The sequence below is a fragment of the Paenibacillus sp. MER 99-2 genome (genome assembly GCF_023714095.1).
Lineage (GTDB): Bacteria > Bacillota > Bacilli > Paenibacillales > Paenibacillaceae > Paenibacillus.
In genome coordinates, this window is the sequence record NZ_JAMAUZ010000013.1 from 1 (window position 1) to 18,755 (window position 18,755).

Below are 18,755 nucleotides of genomic sequence, written 5' to 3' on the forward strand. Positions count from 1 at the left end.
GCTCTTTTTTTCAAGTTTCTTTCGAAGCTTATTTGATTCGCTTGCCGCACCGTGTTTCTCGTGTTTTCTTGGCCGGAATTAGAATATACCATGTACAGATCTGGAACGCAAGCTTTTTTTGAAGAAAGTTTAAAAAAATAAGACATACCACTCTAAAACGCCCTCTACAAACACAGATATTATACTCCCGCTCTATCCTCAGAAATATACATCAGTTGTTTTTCAAAGTTAGCTTCACGTGTATTAAATGTATTGAGGTTCGAAGATTTATCTGTCTTCTATAAGGTTAATCGCTTATCGAACCTCTCTTTAGATCACATCATAAATGTTACTTCATTTCTCAAGAGGTATCTTGCGTGGCCATAACTTATAGCTGAAGCTAATAATAAAGTCGATCCCTAATATCATTCCCCAGATTTTTATAAGACCTGAGAATGCTTCCGTGCGATCTGCATCACCAATCCACAGAATCATAATATATAGAAACAAACACCCAATACACCAAGCGGCTAAATGTCTGAACCATCCCTGAATCTCACGGTTGGCATGCTCCCTGCCATAGACCTTCTGACCTCGTGGATTCTCCCCGCCTCTGAACCAATAGAGAAAGTACCGATCCGCCCAAGCGATCATGCGATGCCCATACACTATACTCACGCCTATATAGATTGCTGCAATACCATGAATTATACTGGCCGTTGCTCCACGTTGAAGATCCATGACCGTTGCCACCAATAACAATACATCTACTATAGGTGTTGCCACGAGAAGAGCAATTCCCGTTCTTTTCATCCCAAGTAGATATCGGACACTCAAGCCCGCAGCCACAAACACCCAGAAGGCAATCTCACACCCTATAATAAAATAAGCAATCAAGGTTTCACCGCCCCTTTTTTTATCACTGTTGTACTAAAAACAATTTAACACGATTGTATTATAATAAGCAACAATGATATACTTAGGACATGCCTAAAATAGTTGATCACGATAAACAACGTTTACTTGTTGCCGAAGCAGCATGGCGCGTCATACGCAGGGATGGTATGGAGCACACCTCTGTTCGTAATATTGCAAAAGAAGCTAACCTATCTACAGGTTCAATGCGTCATTATTTCTCTACGCAATCCGATTTGCTCCTATATGCTATGAATTTGGTATCTGAACGAGTTACGCACCGATATCATCAGATGTCACTCACCGGTCCTCCACTGGAGGATATGAAGAAGATATTATTAGAACTTTTGCCTAATACAGACGAGAAGTTTGCAGAGATGGAGGTATGGTTCGCTTTTACTGTAAAATCCAAAACAGATCCGGCGCTCAAGTCGCTTGCGGATAATGTCTATAACGAACTCCGGCGGATGGTTACTTATGTCATTACTCATCTGATGGAGCTTGGGTTAACAAACCCAGACCTAAACGTAGAGCTTGAGATCGAACGATTGTATGCACTAGTCGATGGATTAGGCATTCACGCCATCCTCAGACCTGAATCGATGAATGCGAAGGTTATGGATGACGTCCTCACATTGCATCTTGCCTCCTTATGCGGGTCACAAGAGCCGTAAGTTACCATTCACAAGCTCTTACTTTGTTTAGCCCTTTCGTTTTTATGTCTTGCACCTTGTATCCCGTGTTATCAAACAATCATGCTCCCACACCATCATATGATTCAATACATTCTGCCATGTAAACCAAAAATACCGTCAGACATATTGGTACAAGCCATGTTATCCCTAATAACGGCTAGACCACTTGTCTGACGGTTTCTTTCATTATCCGATAATGATTCGTCCTTCTGGATGACGGTACAATTTCTTCTCTTTGCGCGGACGGAGCGCATAAGCAATCGTTAACGGCCCAATACGGCCAACAAACATGGTAAATGTAATAATGATTTTGCCCCAATCGGTTAACTCATGAGTAACACCCACTGTAAGTCCAACCGTCCCAATTGCCGAGGCAGCCTCAAACATAAGCGCGAGAAACGGCGCATCCTCTGTCGTCAATAACAGCATGACAACGACCATGAAGATGATTAAGGAAACCATAATAATGGTCAATGCCCGCATAAGCAGTTCCTTCGGAACACGTTGACGGAAGAACACGATATCTTTATTTCCACGAATCATGGCATATACGGCACCGATCATAATTAAAAATGTTGTCGTTTTGATCCCACCACCAGTTGATCCTGGTGAAGCCCCAATAAACATCAATAGGATGAAGAAGAACTGAGTCGCCTGTCTCATCTCTGTAATATCAATGGTGCTTGTGCCAGATGAACGGGTCGAAACCGACTGGAATATGGCCGCATATACCTTCTCGCTCCAACTCAGCGGTGCCAGAGTATGTCCATTAGTGAATTCAAAGATAAATAGGACGATAGCTCCGATTCCGATCAATGCACCGGATACAGATAGCACCAACTTCGACTGTAGCGATAAACGACGACGTTTGCGATATTCGAATAGATCATTCAGAACCACGAAGCCGAGTCCACCCGAGACAACAAGAATAGAAGCCGTTAGGTTGAACAACCAGTCTCCCGTATAATACTGAAAGCTATTACCAAAGAGATCAAACCCACCATTATTAAACAACGAAACAGAGTGAAATACGCCATAATATACAGCCTGCATCACAGGCATCTCTGTTGCCCAACGTAGTGCCAGTATAACTGCCGCCACTCCCTCAATGGTAAAAGAAAAGATCAGCACTTTACGAATGATACGTACGATACCTTCCATACTATCCGCGTTAATGGCCTCTTTGAGCAGTAACCTATCCCGAAGTGAAATACGCTTACCCATAACCAATGCAAACAATGTAGCAATGGTCATAAAGCCCAGTCCGCCGAGCTGCATAAGCACCATAATAATAATCTGACCAAATAAATTGAAGGTTGTCCCTACATCTACAACAACCAGTCCGGTCACACATGCCGCAGAGGTAGCCGTAAACAACGCATCAATGAATGCCAGGTGCTCGCCGCTCTGATTAGAGATCGGAAGCATTAGCAAAATTGTTCCGATGGAGATGATAAGTATAAAACCACCAACCAGAATCAACGGAGGGGATAGAAATTTAGGGAAGTGAAGCCTGAACTTCATGAAGGGCACCTCTTTTAACAAAATACAAGCATGCTGAGCGATAAAAGTCCTGCTAGAGCTAGCTTCATCTTCATATGAAGGCTAAGAAAATATCATGATGTTTCCTTCGCTCTAACGATCCTTCTATGTAAACCTAAAGAGGAACTTGCCTCAGCTTAAACTGAACGGCAGGTTCCTCTTCTATTATGAACGCATAGAACGTTCCTTATTAGTGTGTGTTCAAAAAGGGCGGTTTTCAGTACCGAGAAGGTGAGACTTTTTGAACAACCTCTATTAATCTTGTGTACGTGGACGCATATGAGGGAAGAGCAGTACATCCCGAATAGATGGTGAGTTTGTGAGCAACATGATCAGTCGGTCAATCCCGATGCCCAGTCCACCTGTCGGTGGCATACCATATTCGAGCGCACGAATGAAGTCATCATCCATCTCATGTGCCTCATCATTCCCGTGTTCCTTCTCAAGCATCTGTGCTTCAAAACGCTGACGCTGGTCAATCGGATCATTCAACTCAGTGAAGGCATTCGCATGCTCACGTCCAACAATGAACAACTCGAAGCGATCCGTAAAGCGTGGATCTACATCGCTTTTCTTCGCCAGTGGCGAAATTTCAAGCGGATGTCCCATAATGAAAGTTGGCTGAATCAACGTTTCTTCTACAAACTGCTCGAAGAAAGCGTTCAGAATATGACCAAATGTCATATGCTTCTCCACCGGAACGTTATGCTCCTTCGCCAAGCTGTGTGCTTCCTCATCCGTCATATGCACGGAGAAGTCAACACCCACCACTTCTTTAACCGCATCTACCATCGTAACCCGGCGCCATTCTGGCTTAAGATTCACTTCATGATCTCCATACTGAATTACTTGCGTACCCAATACTTCCTGAGCAATATGTGCAACCAAATTCTCTGTCAAATGCATGATATCTTTGTAGTCAGCATATGCTTCATACAATTCAATCATCGTGAATTCCGGATTGTGACGTGTCGACATCCCTTCATTACGGTATACACGGCCAATCTCATACACTTTCTCCAATCCGCCAACAATCAGGCGTTTCAGGTGAAGCTCAATTGCGATCCGCATGTACAATTCCATATCCAGCGCATTGTGATGCGTGATAAACGGACGAGCCGCAGCACCACCTGCGATCGTATGCAAGGTCGGTGTTTCCACTTCCAGATATCCCAGAGAGTCCAAATAACGACGCATGGACTGAATGATTTTGGAACGTAAAATGAACGTCTGTTGCACATCCGGGCTCATAATTAGATCAACATAGCGCTGACGATAACGCAGCTCTACATCAGTGAGGCCATGGAATTTGTCCGGTAGCGGATAGAGGGATTTGGAGAGCACTTCTAGATCTTTCACTTTAACGGAAGTTTCGCCCGTTTTCGTTTTGAAGATCACACCGCTAACCCCAACAATATCACCGAGATCCAGCAGGCTGAATGCGGCGTATTTGTCCTCTGCCACGGTATCCTGACGAACATAGATCTGGATTCTGCCGCTCAGGTCCTGAATATGCGCAAAGCTTGCCTTACCCATTCCCCGCTTCGCCATAATCCGTCCGGCAATACTGACTTCGATCTGCTTCTCTTCCAGCTCTTCCTTAGTCAGTTCTTCATACTTCTTCAAAATAGAACCGGCTTCTTCGGTACGCACGTATTTTTGGCCAAAAGGATCAATTCCCAATTTGCGGAGCTCGTCCAATTTGTCGCGGCGAATTTGCAAAAGCTCGCTAAGTTCGGTTTCCTGATTCAAGACTTCATCCGTCATGATCTGTATTCATCTCCTTATTTACATTGCAGACATTCTCAGAGGTGTCACCCTCATATGATGAAAAAGCTTCCCTAAGGAAGCTTTTGTCTTTCGTGTCCTACTGCTTCATTGCTATGATTACTTTTTAATATCTACAATTTTATATTGAATTACGCCAGCAGGTACACTCACATCAACAACTGTACCTTTTTTCTTACCCAAAATTGCTTTACCAACAGGGCTTTCGTTCGAAATTTTGTTCTGAAGCGGATTAGATTCCGCAGTACCTACAATAGTATATTCTGTGATATCACCGAACTCGAGATCTTCTACAGTAACGGTTGCACCGATACTTACAGCATCTGTGTCAATCTCATCGCTGTTAATGATTCGAGCGTTACGGAGCAATTTCTCCAATGTAATGATACGACCTTCGATAAAAGCCTGTTCATTCTTGGCATCTTCATATTCGGAGTTTTCACTGATATCTCCATAACCGATGGCTACTTTGATCCGTTCAGCCACTTCACGGCGCTTCACTGATTTTAGTGTTTCCAGTTCTTCTTCCAGCTTCTTGAGTCCTTCTGGTGTAAGGATAACTTCCTTATCGCTCATCTCAACCGATTCTCCTGTCATGGGAATAATTTGATTGCATGGCAACGGAATCCATGCCGTTTGTTCACAGAGCTCCGCCCACATACATCTTAGAAACTATATGAAGTTCTCCGGAGAAACAGAACGTCCTCCTGATGCACTAACCTTATGACGCACATGGCGAATTTATACTGTGAAATTATAGGGGAACGGTCTCGAAAAGTCAATGTTAAGCCCCTTGTATCTGTAAACGTTTTACAATCCTAGTTTAGGATGCATTGCCTGCTGCGACGGGTTCAGTTTCTAGGTTACCCTCCAACTTCAGTCTACCTACAAAATCCTCCAAAATCTGCACCATCTCATCACGTTTGGTACCTTCCATAATGATATCCTTGATCCTAGCGGAACCTTTCAGTCCTTTCAGATACCAAGCTAGATGTTTACGCATCTCACGTACAGCAACCGTCTCATTCTTCAATGCGATCAGGCGATCCATGTGCAGGATGGCAACACGAATCTTCTCCTCACCATTCGGGTCAGGAAGCAATTCACCTGTGCTTAAGTATTGAATCGTACGATATAACATCCATGGATTACCCAGGGCAGCACGACCAATCATCACGCCGTCACATCCCGTTTCATCTAACATACGGCGGGCATCCTCCGGTGAAGATACATCTCCGTTCCCAATGACCGGGATCGAGACAGCCTCTTTTACATCCTTAATGTGTGACCAATCCGCGGTACCTGTATAGAGCTGCTCCCTTGTTCTTCCGTGTACACTTACCGCTTGTCCACCAGCACGTTCAATCGCAAGTGCATTTTCAACCGCAAAGATATGTTCACTATCCCAGCCGATCCGCATTTTAACCGTCACTGGCTTCTCAACAGCATCCACAACAGCGGAGACCATCTCATAAATTTTATTTGGATCAAGCAACCATCTTGCACCTGCATCACACTTCGTCACTTTAGGCACAGGACATCCCATATTAATGTCGATAATATCTGCATTTGTTTCTTTGTCCACGATTTTGGCTGCTTCGATAAGCGAATCCCGATCGCCTCCAAAAATTTGCAGGCTCAGCGGTTTCTCCCGTTCATCAACAAACAGCATCTCACGTGTACGCTGATTGCCATGCACAATGGCTTTACCACTCACCATCTCCGCACATACGAGGCCTGTTCCGAATTCCTTTGCAATCAAACGAAAAGCCGGATTACATACACCAGCCATCGGCGCAAGTACGACCTGGTTTTTCATTTCAATGCCACCAATTTTCAGCATGTTAGTCGTTACACTCCTCATCAAACCGTAGGACTCTTACTTGGGTCCCCGTAATGTTGTAGTTATTTGTACTTCGGTTGTATTTCGTGCACATGGTGTTTGATCATAAGTGATCTATACGAATCAAAAGTGCTCTATAAAATCAACGATAATTCATAGTCCTGTATGGTTATGCCCTCAAAGGCACAAGTAGTGATGACTTACTCGCCTCTTATCTCCGATACACTGATCCCCAGCATCTCTGCAATCCGATTCAGCTCCTGTTCGGATACTTTGCGATTACCACGTTCAATGGTTCCAAGCGTCGCCAGTGAGATGCGTGTCTTCGAGGCGAGCTCTTGTTGTGTCAAACCTTTCAGCTTCCGGAATGCCCGGATTCGATTGGCCAATTGCACGTTTTCCAAAGCTGTATTCCATCCTTTCCATCGAGAACAGACAACGATGCATGTACAAAGTCAAACAAGCCTGAGGGCTCATTCTTCATGACAACGTCTGATAAAGGAACTAACACAAATGCCCGTTCACCCATGCGTGGGTGAGGCAGTTCAAGCACTTCAGTCTCCCGTGTCTCTCCAGCGACCCAGAGTAGGTCCAGATCAACGGTACGAGGACCCCAACGAATATCACGAACACGTCCAAGCCGGTTCTCAACATCTAATAATTCCGTGAGCAATTGCTCCGGTGTTAATTGTGTCGTTACAGCTATAGCCATATTAAGAAACGCAGGCTGGTTCACATACCCTACAGGATCCGTCTCATACAGCGCAGAACAGCGCAGGACAGATATATGCGGATGTGCATCCAGGAGCGTTAACGCTTCAAGCAACGTCTGCTCGCGGTCGCCCAAATTGGCCCCTAAAGCAATATAAGCCTCTGAAGAATCAGAGGTCGAATGTGCAATCATGATCGGTTCTCACTTTCTTGTGCGGCGAAGCTCTACCGTTACGCCCCCAAAATGAATGTCAAATGGTGGGTGTGGCTTCGTCACTTTGACTGTCAATGCATTGATAATAGTATAAGTGTCTAGTAAAGAAGATGCAATATGCTCACCTAAAGCTTCAATTAACTGGAATGATGTATTTTCGACATCATGCTTCACTAATTCATGAATCTCTGCATAATTGATTGTTTTGGTTAAGTCATCATTACGTCCAGCCTCGCCCAAATCCATATCGATCTCCAGATCAATATAATAACGCTGTCCAAGCTTCCGCTCTTCCTCAAATACCCCGTGATATCCGTAATACTCCATCCGGTGCAGCACCATTCTATCCATTATATAACCGCCTATCCTTGTATAATAAAAAACACAATCCCTTGCTACATAGCTAGCTGGCTTATTTTCTTCGCAAACCTGGAGATGCATATAACATGGCATCACACATATCTACCGTCCGACGAATTGATTTTACATCATGGACACGTACCATCTGACAGCCTTGTGCAATGCCAAAAGCTACAGTTGCAGCTGTGCCCTCTACTGCATCATCGGCCTTAACCCCCAAGGTGTTCTGGATGAACCTCTTACGTGAGGTTGCTAGTAGAACAGGATAACCTAGCTCGTTCAGCATGGCTAATGAAGACATCAAGGTGAGATTCTCCTTCAGATCCTTTACAAAGCCGATTCCCGGATCAATGATAATCTGATCCTGATGGACACCTGCTTTCAGGGCAATCTGCACACTTTCCTCGATATCCTGTACAACATCTTGCAAATAATTGGAGTAGTCTCGTTCTTGTCGATTGTGCATCAACATCAGAGGGCAACCAAGTTCCGCTGCTGTTTGTGCCATAGCCGGGTCAGCTTTGGCTCCCCACACATCATTGATGATATGTGCTCCTGCCAGGATAGCCTGTCGAGCTACATCCGCCTTGTAAGTATCCACGGATATCGGAATATGCGGAGCTTGCTGATGCAACGCTTCAATTACCGGAATAATCCGGCTTAATTCCTCCTCGGAGCTCACAACCTGTGATCCTGGTCTCGTGGATTCCCCACCGATATCGATCAGATCGGCGCCGTCCTCTATCATCTGTATGGCATGAGCCACAGCGAGATCAACATGATTGTAACGCCCACCGTCGGAGAATGAATCAGGCGTGACGTTCAAGATGCCCATAATTAATGTCCGGTCTCCAAGTTTTAATTCCGCTGGGCCAAAGGAATAAGTTCGTTCATATATAACTGGCGTAAGTGTCATGAAGTATACCCCGCTTTCTCTCGATACATACCCAGAAGTAAGGATGTAACTGAGCCTATTTGTCCATTGCTAATGATGGTTTCCGTTCCATGTTGATCACGCAAAGCCGTGACAGGCACAAGCTCCGTTACTGACCCTGTCAGGAAAACCTCGTCTGCTTGCAGCAGCTCATCCCAGCGAAATAATCCTTCTTTACAAGGAATACCTTGCTGTAATGCTAACTGCAACACAACAGCACGAGTGATACCTGGTAAAATACCCGTCTCAATCGCTGGTGTGTACAGCACACCCTGCATCATCCAAAATACGTTGCTTACGATCCCCTCAGCCACATAGCCGCTACGTGTTAATTGCAGCCCTTCTGCGCCCTGAGTTGGTGCACCATATCCATTCAACTCCCGTTTGGCAAGAATGCTGTTCATATAATGTAACGACTTGAAGCGAACATGCCCTTCAGGCGTATTGCGAGGTGTCGTCAAACATTGAAGCATCTTGCCCTGCTCATAGAGAGAGGGAGATAGGGGAGGTAACTCTTTGGCCAGCAAGATATGATTGGGCTGAATATAATCTCCTGATGGTAATCCAAGAGGAGCTTCACCCGCTGAGATGGTATAACGCACATAAGCATCCTCTAACTCATTTGCTTGTAACAAACGCTGAATCCAATCTGTTACCTCTGCCGGCGTTACCGTAAAAGGAATACCTAGTTCGTGACATCCAGCAGCCATTCGCTCTAAATGCTGCTCCAGCAGAAACGGCACGCCACGATACGTCCGAAATGTCTCGAACAAACCAAGTCCATATAAAAAGCCGTGATCCGTTACCGGAATCACGGCTGCCGCCATATGGATTACGTCTCCGTTGATCGCGGCATAGTTCATGTTATACGGTCACCCGCCCGGACAAGAAGTTACGTAACATCTGATGACCGTGATCTGTAATAATCGATTCTGGATGGAACTGAACGCCTTCTATCGCATACTCTTTATGGCGCAATCCCATAATCTCACCTTCAGCAGTTTCTGCTGTGATCTCTAAGCAGTCTGGTAAGCTGCTGCGCTCAACAATCAAGGAATGGTAACGTGTAGCTGTAAAAGGTGACGGTAATCCAGCAAAGACGGATGTACCGTTATGATGCATCTCGGATGTCTTACCATGCATCATGCGATCTGCTCGAATCACATTACCGCCGAAGGCCTGTCCAATGGATTGATGTCCCAGACATACGCCAAAGATCGGAATGCTACCCTTGAAGTGATCAATAACAGCCAAGCTGATCCCTGCTTCAGTTGGAGTGCACGGGCCTGGAGAGATCAGAATATGATCAGGTGCCAAGGCCTCAATACCTGCCAGATCAATTTCATCGTTGCGACGTACTTCTACAGTCTCACCTAGTTCACCAAGATATTGAACCAGGTTGTACGTGAAGGAATCGTAATTATCGATAACCAGTATCATATGCCTGCTCCTCCTATTCATCCGTCAACGCGGTGACGGTTGCTTCAATTTTTTAGTTTAAAACCAATTAGACCGATTCCGTTATTTCTAGCGACTTCTCTACCTGTAAGGATTCCTCACTATACTGCACAGCTCTCATCATCGCTCTCGCCTTATTACGGCATTCCTTGTACTCGCGATATGGATCTGAATCAATAACAATGCCTGCTCCTGCCTGTACGTATCCTACGTTGTCTTTGATCGCCAGTGTACGAATAACAATGTTCAATTCCATATTGCCACTGTAATCCATCCATCCGATCGAACCTGTGTATGGCCCACGACGTACTGGCTCCAGCTCCTCAATAATCTCCATCGTACGTACCTTAGGCGCTCCGGTAATCGTCCCACCTGGGAATGTAGCCGAAATGACATCAAAAGCAGATAAACCCGTTGCCAGCGTCCCCTCAACCTGAGACACCAGATGCATCACATGGGAGTATTTCTCAATCGTCATCAGCTCTGGAACATGCACCGATCCATAGGCTGCAATTCTCCCTATATCATTGCGCTCCAGGTCAACCAGCATAATATGCTCAGCCCGTTCCTTGTCGCTGTTCAGCAACTCGGAAGCCATCAGCTCATCCTCAGCCTCGTCCCGTCCACGTCTGCGAGTACCGGCTATGGGACGTGCGCTGACTTTGCCATTGTCCACCTTAACGAGCAGCTCCGGAGAACCACTGACCAGTTGAAACTCAGGACTGCGTAACATCCCCATGTATGGGGATGGGTTTACGAGACGTAGCCATTCATAGATATGCTCTGCCTTGGTATTCAGCTGCTTTTCCTGTCGCAATGACAGGTTCACCTGAAATACATCTCCCTGCCGAATATATTCCTGCACCTGATGCACAGCTTGTTCGAACTGGTGCTGGGGAAATGCTGTCTTCCACCCTTCCGTTTCCAGATCCGATACGTCTTCCTTATGTGACATGAGCAGTCGCTGCTTCCGCTCCGTTGAGACTTGCAATTGATGCTCACCTTGTGCAGCTGTCCATATGTTCAACCAACGCTCTTGCATCAAGACTGCACGCTGCTCTGCCTTAACGTACAACGTAGATAACGCTTGTTCACTTCGATCTTCCGGCATTGCCATATGAACCATACAGAACAAAGCCTGCAGCTCATGATCATACGCCCAGATTTCCTCAAAGCGCATCCACCAGTAGTCCGGTAGCTCTGGATTATCCTCAGCAATCGTTGGCAACTTCTCTAAAGATCGAGCTATATCATAGCTGAGATATCCAGCACAACCACCCCCGAAATCTGGTGCTCCTTCTACCTTCGGAGCGCGGTAGGCTGCTGACCATCGTTTCAACACATCAAGCGGCTTGCCGCTCTCCGTGGTTGTATCTCCTTTTTCGAGGTCATAGATGATTGCTTCGCTGCCCTTGCCAGAGATAACGGAAACGGGATGTAGTCCAAGAAATGTGTATCTTCCGCCCTTTCCATTCTCTAACACCATTGCATAAGGTGAGGCCTGCTGCCAAGCCTCTTCCCAGGTTAACGGTAAACCGCCATGATTCGGCTCATCATCCGACTTCATCATATATGGCAGCATGGTCCAGCCTTGTTTGGCCCACTCTGTCCAGTCGGCGTATGTTGTCATCACGTGTGTCATTGCGGTGTACCGCCCTCCATCTGTCGCTAGTTCTATTGTCTGATAGTATACTAAAGCACCGCTCCTTTTAAAAGCGTTCAGCAAAAAATCCTCCTCGCCCTTCATATGGGCAAGGAGGATTGAATGTATATTCGGTACAGAATTAAGCTTCGAAATTGTATAGCGGTGTGCTCAAATAACGTTCGCCGTTACTTGGTACAATAACTACTACACGCTTGCCTTCACCCAATTGTTTAGCGACTTGCAAACCTGCGCGAATCGCTGCACCAGAAGAGATACCAGACAGGATACCTTCTTCTTTGGCTACCAGGCGAGCTGTTTCGAATGCATCATCATTCTCAATGTGAATGATCTCATCATAGATTTCTTGATCCAAAATTTCAGGAATGAAGTTGGCTCCAATTCCTTGGATTTTGTGGGGTCCTGGCTTACCGCCAGCCAAAATTGGCGAAGCCGCTGGCTCTACAGCAATAACTTTTACAGAAGGGAACGCTTCTTTCAGCACTTCACCTGTTCCTGTAATTGTACCGCCTGTACCAATCCCTGCAACGAAAGCATCCAACGTACCACCCACGGATTGAATCGCTTCAACAATCTCAGGGCCAGTCGTTTCACGGTGGATCTTCACGTTCGCTTTATTTTTAAATTGCTCAGCCATGAAATAGGTCGGATTCTCCTTCAGGAGTTCTTCCGCTTTTTTGACAGCACCATTCATACCTTCAGCTCCAGGCGTAAGCACAAGCTCAGCACCATAAGCACGAAGCAAGTTGCGGCGCTCCAAGCTCATTGTTTCAGGCATAACAATAACGGACTTATAGCCTTTAGCTGCAGCCACCATCGCGAGACCGATTCCTGTGTTACCACTTGTTGCTTCAATAATGGTATCACCTGGTTTCAACTTGCCTTCTTTTTCCGCTTCTTCTACAATGCTAACTGCAATACGGTCTTTAACGCTTGACCCTGGATTCTGATACTCCAGCTTCACGAATATTTCAGCACTGCCTTCTGGTACGATACGGTTCAGACGAACAAGCGGAGTACCTCCGATGAGTTCTGTTACGTTATTTACTACTTTAGCCATATGAATGCCCTCCTTAGTTGGATGAATAATACTTGGTGCGGTTACCTATACATGTACGGCTGAAGCAGCCTCTGGTTGTTATAGAAGAACTGCGGAAATCCGTTAACGTCCATGCTGCCAGCCATATTCTCTAACCAGTATGGGGATTCCGTAGGTTTCTTTTTAGTTTTTATTTTTTATTCCGAGTAAACGAGTAGGTATTTGATTATTTTCATCTTATCAACCTTACGCCCTATTGTCAATATGAGTACTTAAAAAAAATACTCTGCCCCGGGCCTTAGGCCTGTAGACAGAGTATTTTTATCACGATGAAGTTAATTCGCAAGATCTATTCATAAATTATGACGCCGGAATATCGGACACGACCACCGCTTCATACTTGTCTCGAAGTCTTTCTTCCACCTGGGGAAGCGGGTCTGCTTGACTTAATGCCAGTTGCATCCGAATTTCTTCGTGAGCCTCTTCTGCCGATTGCTCCTGACGTTCCTGAATATCGTTCAATTTGATGATGGCGTACCCTTCTTGAATATCTACAGGTCCTGCAATATCACCAATCTCCAATTGACCTGCAAGATTCAATACTTCTTCAGGTTGAAATGGATCATTCTGCTCAATCCAACCTAGTTTTCCACCCAAATCACGAGAGAAGCTGTCGATCGATTCGACACGTGCGATCTGCTCGAAGTCCGCCCCGTTTTCCAGAGCTTCCAATAAGGAATCCGCTTCTCTTTCATCCTTCACCACGATCATGGACAGATCATACTTCTCCGGAGAAACGTAATCTTCCCGATGCTCATTCCAGTAACGCTCGATATCTGAATCCTTAATCTGAATGCTGCTCGTTGCAATCTTCTCCAATAGAAGCCTATACCCCGCCTCCAGTTCAAGATCCTGCCTAGATAAACCAAGCTGAGACTGCATCTCGTCATAATACGATTGTTCCGAATCATATCCATCCATGGCATTGTGAAGTTCCTTCGCAATTTCTTTAGGTGATACCGTTAGATTACGGGCAACGGCTTCGGCGTATACTGCTTTGCGGTTGAGCATCTGAAGCAGTAGTTCACTGCCATAGCGCTTCTTCAAAGCATCTGTCCATTCCTTATCCGTAATTACCTCTCCATTAATGGTGGCTACAGCGCTACCTTCTTCTTGACCAGAATCATGGGGCAGTTCCCCCTCTTCACGACCTGTTCTGAGACCCTGCACCACCATGACTGAACCCATCACAAGCATACCAAGCGTCAAGACAATGACAGCCGTCCACAATCCTTTTTCTTGCCTTGTCATTCCGTATCCCGTCCCCGCTAGAATCAGTTCTTGGCTTGCTCCAGAATGGTCTCAAGTTGTTCCTTGTTGAAATCATACGCTTCATTACAGAATTGACATACCACTTCAGCTTGACCTTCTTCTTCAATCAATTGCTCCATCTCGGATTGGCCTAAGCTAATGAGCGTTTGCTCTACGCGTTCCCGCGAACACTCACAACGGAATCGAATATCCATTTCATCTAGTACTTGTACATCAGGGAGGATTCGAGTCAACAATTGTTCAAGCTCAAGTCCTTGATCCAGCAAAGTTGTAACTGGCGGCAGTGTACCGATGGACTTTTCAATAACTGTAATCTCATCATCGGACAATCCCGGAAGGAGCTGTACAATAAATCCACCTGCCACGATCACTGAATTATCCGTATCAACCAGAACACCTACACCTACAGCAGACGGCGTTTGCTCTGACTTAGCAAAATAGTACGTGAAATCTTCACCCAGTTCACCAGAAATAATTGGGACACTACCACGGTAAGGCTCTTTCAGTCCAAGGTCTTTCGTTACATTGACGAAGCCTTCCGTTCCTACTGCACCCCTAACGTCAAGCTTGCCCATACTATTGCTAGGCAAGTGCACGTGTGGATTGGAGACATAGCCACGCACTTCGCCTTTCGCATTAGCATCTGCTACAATTTGGCCAATTGGGCCATCGCCCTTTACCTGGATGGTGAGCTTCTCTTCTCCCTTAAGCATAGCACCCATGATAGCCGCAGCTGTAAGGGTACGCCCCATGGCAGCTGTAGCCGTGGGAAACGTATCGTGTCTTCTGCGCAGCTCCTCAACCAATTCTGTCGTTTGGACAGCAAATGCTCTAACCCGTCCATCCATTGCTGTACCTCGAATTAATCGATCTTGTTTTTTGTTTTCCAAGTCATTCAGCCTCCTTTGGCGTTTTGCCATGTATTATTGTGTATCCATCTAATGTAGAAGAAAAAAAAACGGCACAACACGTAAGACTGTCTAATCAGCCCGCTGTCTGCGCCCTTTGTTCTTACCTTTCCCGGTTCCGCTCATAAATGATACGCAGCCCTTCAAGCGTAAGCAGCGGATCAACTTCTTCGATGCTGCGGGTTTCCTCTGCAATCAAGGCAGCAAGTCCACCTGTCGCGATGACCTTTGGTTTCGCTCCTAGCTCCTCGCGAATGCGTTCCACAATCCCGTCTACTTGCCCTGCATAACCATAGATAATACCCGCTTGCATGGCATGAACCGTATTACGGCCTATGACCTTCTTGGGTTTCTCTAGCTCAATACGGGGTAACTTCGACGCCCGCTCGTACAGTGCTTCTGTGGCAATATGAATGCCTGGTACGATGGCACCCCCTAGATAATTGCCCTTCTCGTCAATACAGTCAAATGTCGTCGCTGTTCCGAAATCAACAACAACAAGCGGCCCCCCATATTTATGAACGGCTGCTACTGCATTAACGATCCGATCTGCACCTACTTCACGAGGGTTCTCGTAACGCAGATTAAGTCCTGTCTTAATTCCAGGTCCAACAAGCATTGGCTTTTTGCCAACATACTTAGCACACATCGTTTCAATCACATTCACCAGTGGTGGAACGACAGATGAAATGATAACTCCTTCAATGTCACGTGTAGAGATACCGGACATATGAAATAAATTATAAATCAATACGCCATATTCATCCACTGTGGACTGACGAGATGTGCTCAGGCGAAAATGGTGGAGCAACGTTCGGCCTTGATATACACCAAGAACGATATTGCTGTTGCCCACGTCTACTACAAGAATCAAAGAGGTTCACCCCTCTTTCTTTTCGTTTAAATCAAGGCTAATATCCAGGCTCTCAAAAGAGTAGGTTAACCTGCCAACTGAGATTACATCCACACCGCTCTCTGCAATGCCACGAATGGTTTTCAAAGAGACGTTACCTGAAGCCTCAACTTTTACATGCGGAGACTGCTCGTGGATCAATGCAACTGCCTCACGCATGCGATCCGGATGCATGTTATCCAGCATAATGATATCTGCCCCAGCTTGCAATGCCTCTCGTACCTGATCCAGGTTTTCCGTCTCCACTTCAATGGTCATGGTATGCGGGATAGCTTCTCTAGCACGCTCAACTGCGGCTGTAATGCCACCTGCACCCTTGATATGATTATCTTTGATCATAACCGCATCATATAAACCAAAGCGATGATTCGATCCACCACCCACACGCACGGCGTACTTCTCAAGTAATCGATGACCCGGTGTAGTCTTGCGTGTATCTACCAGCTTCGTCGCTAGGCCTTCAAGTGCATCAACATAAGAACGTGTACGCGTGGCAATACCCGACATCCGTTGCAGCAGGTTCAGAGCCAGCCGTTCACCCGTTAACAAACGGTGTGTGCTTCCCTCTACCTCAGCCAAAATGGTGCCCTTTGTAACCAAGTCGCCATCTTGAACCATCGGTTTAAACACTAGCGTAGGGTCTACCACTTGAAACACCAGTTCAGCTACAGTGATACCTGCAATAATACCCTTGTCTTTGGCATGAATAACCGCCTTGGATTGATGGCCTGCCGGAATCGTTACACTAGAGGTCACATCGCCTGCACCAACATCCTCACGAAGCCAGCTTTTAATTCTTTCGATGAGTTCTTCATTATATCCGTTCAATATCATGACATCAATTCCTCCACAATCGCTTGTTCTCGCTGCTGCAGACTATGCTTCTGCCAGACTACATCATCACGCTGCGGGAAATCTTCCCGATAGTGTGCCCCTCGGCTTTCCTGCCGATGTAACGCACCTGTAGTCACTAGCCATGCACATGTCAAAAGGTTGGCATACTCCATCTCTTCCCTTTGTGTAAGCATCTGGTCAAAATAGTGCAATTCATGCTGAAGCTGTTCTATAGCTCCTTGCAGATTAACCCCGTTACGGCGCAGACCAACAGAACGAACCATCATTTTCTGTAGTCGTAGACGTCGTTCAGATACAGGTCTTTGCTCTGCCACGACTTTTCTTCCGATACCTCCAGCAAAATGCTCATAACGGATTGGAGCTAGAGGAGGAAGCGAAAGAACTCGCTCCACTATTCTTCGCCCAAACACGATGGCTTCGGACAAGGAGTTGCTCGCCAGGCGATTCGCCCCGTGTACCCCTGTAGATGAAACCTCACCACATGCGAACAACCTGCCAATACTGCTCTCGCCGCTAAGATCTGTCTTCACCCCCCCCATCATGTAATGGGCTGCAGGTGCAACTGGAATCCAGTCTGTGGTCATATCAAGTCCGTACCGCATGCAGGTTTCATAAATTGTGGGGAAGCGATGCTTGATTAGTTCTGTTGATTCATGCGTAATGTCTAAGTAGACAAAGGTACTGTTGGTGGCTTCCATTTCACTGACAATCGCTCTAGCTACAATATCTCGAGGAGCCAGCTCAAGCTGTTCATGATAGCGTTCCATGAAGCGTTCGCCCTTCACGTTACGCAAAACAGCACCTTCACCCCGTACCGCCTCCGATATGAGGAAACGTGGGGCTCCCGGGTAACATAAGGAGGTCGGATGGAATTGAATGAACTCCATGTCCCGAATGACAGCTCCGGCACGATAAGCCATAGCTACCCCGTCAGCCGTTGCGACCTCTGGATTCGTAGTATATCGATACAACTGCCCTGCACCGCCAGAGCATAGAACTGTTGCTTGAGCTTTTACAAACACCTGTGAGCCATCTGCCTTTTGGACAAGGGCTCCTATACATTCACCATGATCCGTGATCAAATCAATAACAAAATGTTCATCCCATACTTCAATGCCTGGGTGCTCACTCACTTCCACAGCCAGCGCTCGCACAATTTCATACCCTGTTGCATCTCCATTTGCATGCAAAATACGGCGGTGGCTATGCGCTCCTTCCTGCGTCAACGCCAGCACGCCGTTCTCCTCATCGAATGCTGTTCCCAGTCTGATTAATTCCTTAACACCGTCTGGGCCTTCATTCACCAACGCCTCAACCGCTGCGGAGCGGCATAAGCCTGCTCCAGCGATTAAGGTATCCTGCAAATGGTATGCGGGGGAATCATCCTCTGCAATGACAGCGGCAATTCCTCCTTGGGCATACCGTGTGTTACTTTCCAATAACGATTTCTTCGTGATCATCAACACACGGCGCTCTTCACCGGCTTTGATGGCAGTGAACAATCCCGCAATGCCTGAACCAATCACTAGCACATCCGTCTCAACTACAGGCAGTGAGGACAGATCAAAATCAACTAAGTATGAAGGTATCATTTTATTCACCCGTC

Annotated in this window: 19 protein-coding genes; 1 reads left to right on the plus strand and 18 read right to left on the minus strand. The window is 46.2% G+C overall.

Annotated features, from left to right (window positions below):
• Positions 1-333: 333 nt before the first annotated feature.
• On the minus strand, positions 334-876 hold the full coding sequence (locus M3636_RS27450) for a hypothetical protein (protein ID WP_251384629.1): 543 nt from the start codon (positions 874-876) through the stop codon (positions 334-336).
• Between the two features lie 89 nt (positions 877-965).
• Here M3636_RS27450 and M3636_RS27455 point away from each other — a divergent pair, with 89 nt between their 5' ends.
• Positions 966-1,568 carry a TetR/AcrR family transcriptional regulator gene (locus M3636_RS27455; protein WP_145410384.1) on the plus strand — a complete coding sequence of 201 codons (603 nt, stop codon included), beginning with the start codon at positions 966-968 and terminating at the stop codon, positions 1,566-1,568.
• Between the two features lie 207 nt (positions 1,569-1,775).
• On the opposite strand, the gene M3636_RS27460 is transcribed toward M3636_RS27455, so the two are convergent.
• The 17 genes from M3636_RS27460 to nadB all read right to left on the minus strand — a co-directional run bounded on the left by M3636_RS27460 (position 1,776) and on the right by nadB (position 18,741).
• Positions 1,776-3,155, minus strand: a complete 1,380-nt coding sequence (locus tag M3636_RS27460; RefSeq protein ID WP_128099784.1) for a TrkH family potassium uptake protein — start codon at positions 3,153-3,155, stop codon at positions 1,776-1,778.
• Between the two features lie 231 nt (positions 3,156-3,386).
• The gene (lysS, locus tag M3636_RS27465; RefSeq protein WP_251384631.1) at positions 3,387-4,898 is read right to left on the minus strand and encodes a lysine--tRNA ligase; all 1,512 of its coding nucleotides are present in this window, start codon (positions 4,896-4,898) and stop codon (positions 3,387-3,389) included.
• Between the two features lie 120 nt (positions 4,899-5,018).
• Positions 5,019-5,495 (minus strand): transcription elongation factor GreA, encoded by a 477-nt coding sequence (gene greA / locus M3636_RS27470; protein ID WP_056697486.1) that lies wholly within the window; start codon positions 5,493-5,495, stop codon positions 5,019-5,021.
• 247 nt (positions 5,496-5,742) lie between these two features.
• Positions 5,743-6,762: a tRNA dihydrouridine synthase DusB gene (gene dusB, locus M3636_RS27475; protein ID WP_056697465.1), complete on the minus strand. Its 1,020-nt coding sequence runs from the start codon at positions 6,760-6,762 to the stop codon at positions 5,743-5,745.
• 200 nt (positions 6,763-6,962) lie between these two features.
• A complete protein-coding gene (locus M3636_RS27480) occupies positions 6,963-7,166 on the minus strand; it encodes a helix-turn-helix domain-containing protein (protein WP_056697464.1) in 204 nt (67 codons plus the stop codon).
• Positions 7,118-7,666 carry a 2-amino-4-hydroxy-6-hydroxymethyldihydropteridine diphosphokinase gene (gene folK / locus M3636_RS27485; RefSeq protein ID WP_145410380.1) on the minus strand — a complete coding sequence of 183 codons (549 nt, stop codon included), beginning with the start codon at positions 7,664-7,666 and terminating at the stop codon, positions 7,118-7,120. The genes M3636_RS27480 and folK overlap by 49 nt, the downstream gene beginning before the upstream one ends.
• A gap of 9 nt (positions 7,667-7,675) precedes the next feature.
• Complete coding sequence (gene folB, locus M3636_RS27490; RefSeq protein WP_128099780.1) at positions 7,676-8,038, minus strand: dihydroneopterin aldolase; 363 nt, start codon at positions 8,036-8,038, stop codon at positions 7,676-7,678.
• Between the two features lie 61 nt (positions 8,039-8,099).
• Positions 8,100-8,963, minus strand: a complete 864-nt coding sequence (folP, locus tag M3636_RS27495) for a dihydropteroate synthase (protein WP_251384632.1) — start codon at positions 8,961-8,963, stop codon at positions 8,100-8,102.
• Positions 8,960-9,844 carry an aminotransferase class IV gene (locus M3636_RS27500; RefSeq protein ID WP_251384633.1) on the minus strand — a complete coding sequence of 295 codons (885 nt, stop codon included), beginning with the start codon at positions 9,842-9,844 and terminating at the stop codon, positions 8,960-8,962. Before M3636_RS27500 ends, folP begins: the two co-directional genes overlap by 4 nt.
• Position 9,845: 1 nt before the next feature.
• A complete protein-coding gene (gene pabA, locus M3636_RS27505) occupies positions 9,846-10,421 on the minus strand; it encodes an aminodeoxychorismate/anthranilate synthase component II (protein ID WP_056697455.1) in 576 nt (191 codons plus the stop codon).
• A gap of 67 nt (positions 10,422-10,488) precedes the next feature.
• On the minus strand, positions 10,489-12,081 hold the full coding sequence (locus M3636_RS27510) for an anthranilate synthase component I family protein (protein WP_251384646.1): 1,593 nt from the start codon (positions 12,079-12,081) through the stop codon (positions 10,489-10,491).
• Between the two features lie 142 nt (positions 12,082-12,223).
• Positions 12,224-13,162: a cysteine synthase A gene (cysK, locus tag M3636_RS27515; protein WP_128099777.1), complete on the minus strand. Its 939-nt coding sequence runs from the start codon at positions 13,160-13,162 to the stop codon at positions 12,224-12,226.
• Between the two features lie 339 nt (positions 13,163-13,501).
• The gene (locus M3636_RS27520; protein ID WP_251384634.1) at positions 13,502-14,452 is read right to left on the minus strand and encodes a peptidyl-prolyl cis-trans isomerase; all 951 of its coding nucleotides are present in this window, start codon (positions 14,450-14,452) and stop codon (positions 13,502-13,504) included.
• A 23-nt stretch (positions 14,453-14,475) separates the two neighbouring features.
• Positions 14,476-15,363: an Hsp33 family molecular chaperone HslO gene (gene hslO / locus M3636_RS27525; protein WP_285859245.1), complete on the minus strand. Its 888-nt coding sequence runs from the start codon at positions 15,361-15,363 to the stop codon at positions 14,476-14,478.
• 121 nt (positions 15,364-15,484) lie between these two features.
• Entirely contained in the window at positions 15,485-16,255 is a 771-nt protein-coding gene (locus M3636_RS27530; RefSeq protein WP_056697447.1) for a type III pantothenate kinase, read from the minus strand.
• Positions 16,256-16,261: 6 nt separating this feature from the next.
• Positions 16,262-17,128: a carboxylating nicotinate-nucleotide diphosphorylase gene (gene nadC / locus M3636_RS27535; RefSeq protein ID WP_251384635.1), complete on the minus strand. Its 867-nt coding sequence runs from the start codon at positions 17,126-17,128 to the stop codon at positions 16,262-16,264.
• The gene (gene nadB / locus M3636_RS27540) at positions 17,125-18,741 is read right to left on the minus strand and encodes an L-aspartate oxidase (RefSeq protein ID WP_251384636.1); all 1,617 of its coding nucleotides are present in this window, start codon (positions 18,739-18,741) and stop codon (positions 17,125-17,127) included. Before nadB ends, nadC begins: the two co-directional genes overlap by 4 nt.
• Between the last annotated feature and the right edge of the window lie 14 nt (positions 18,742-18,755).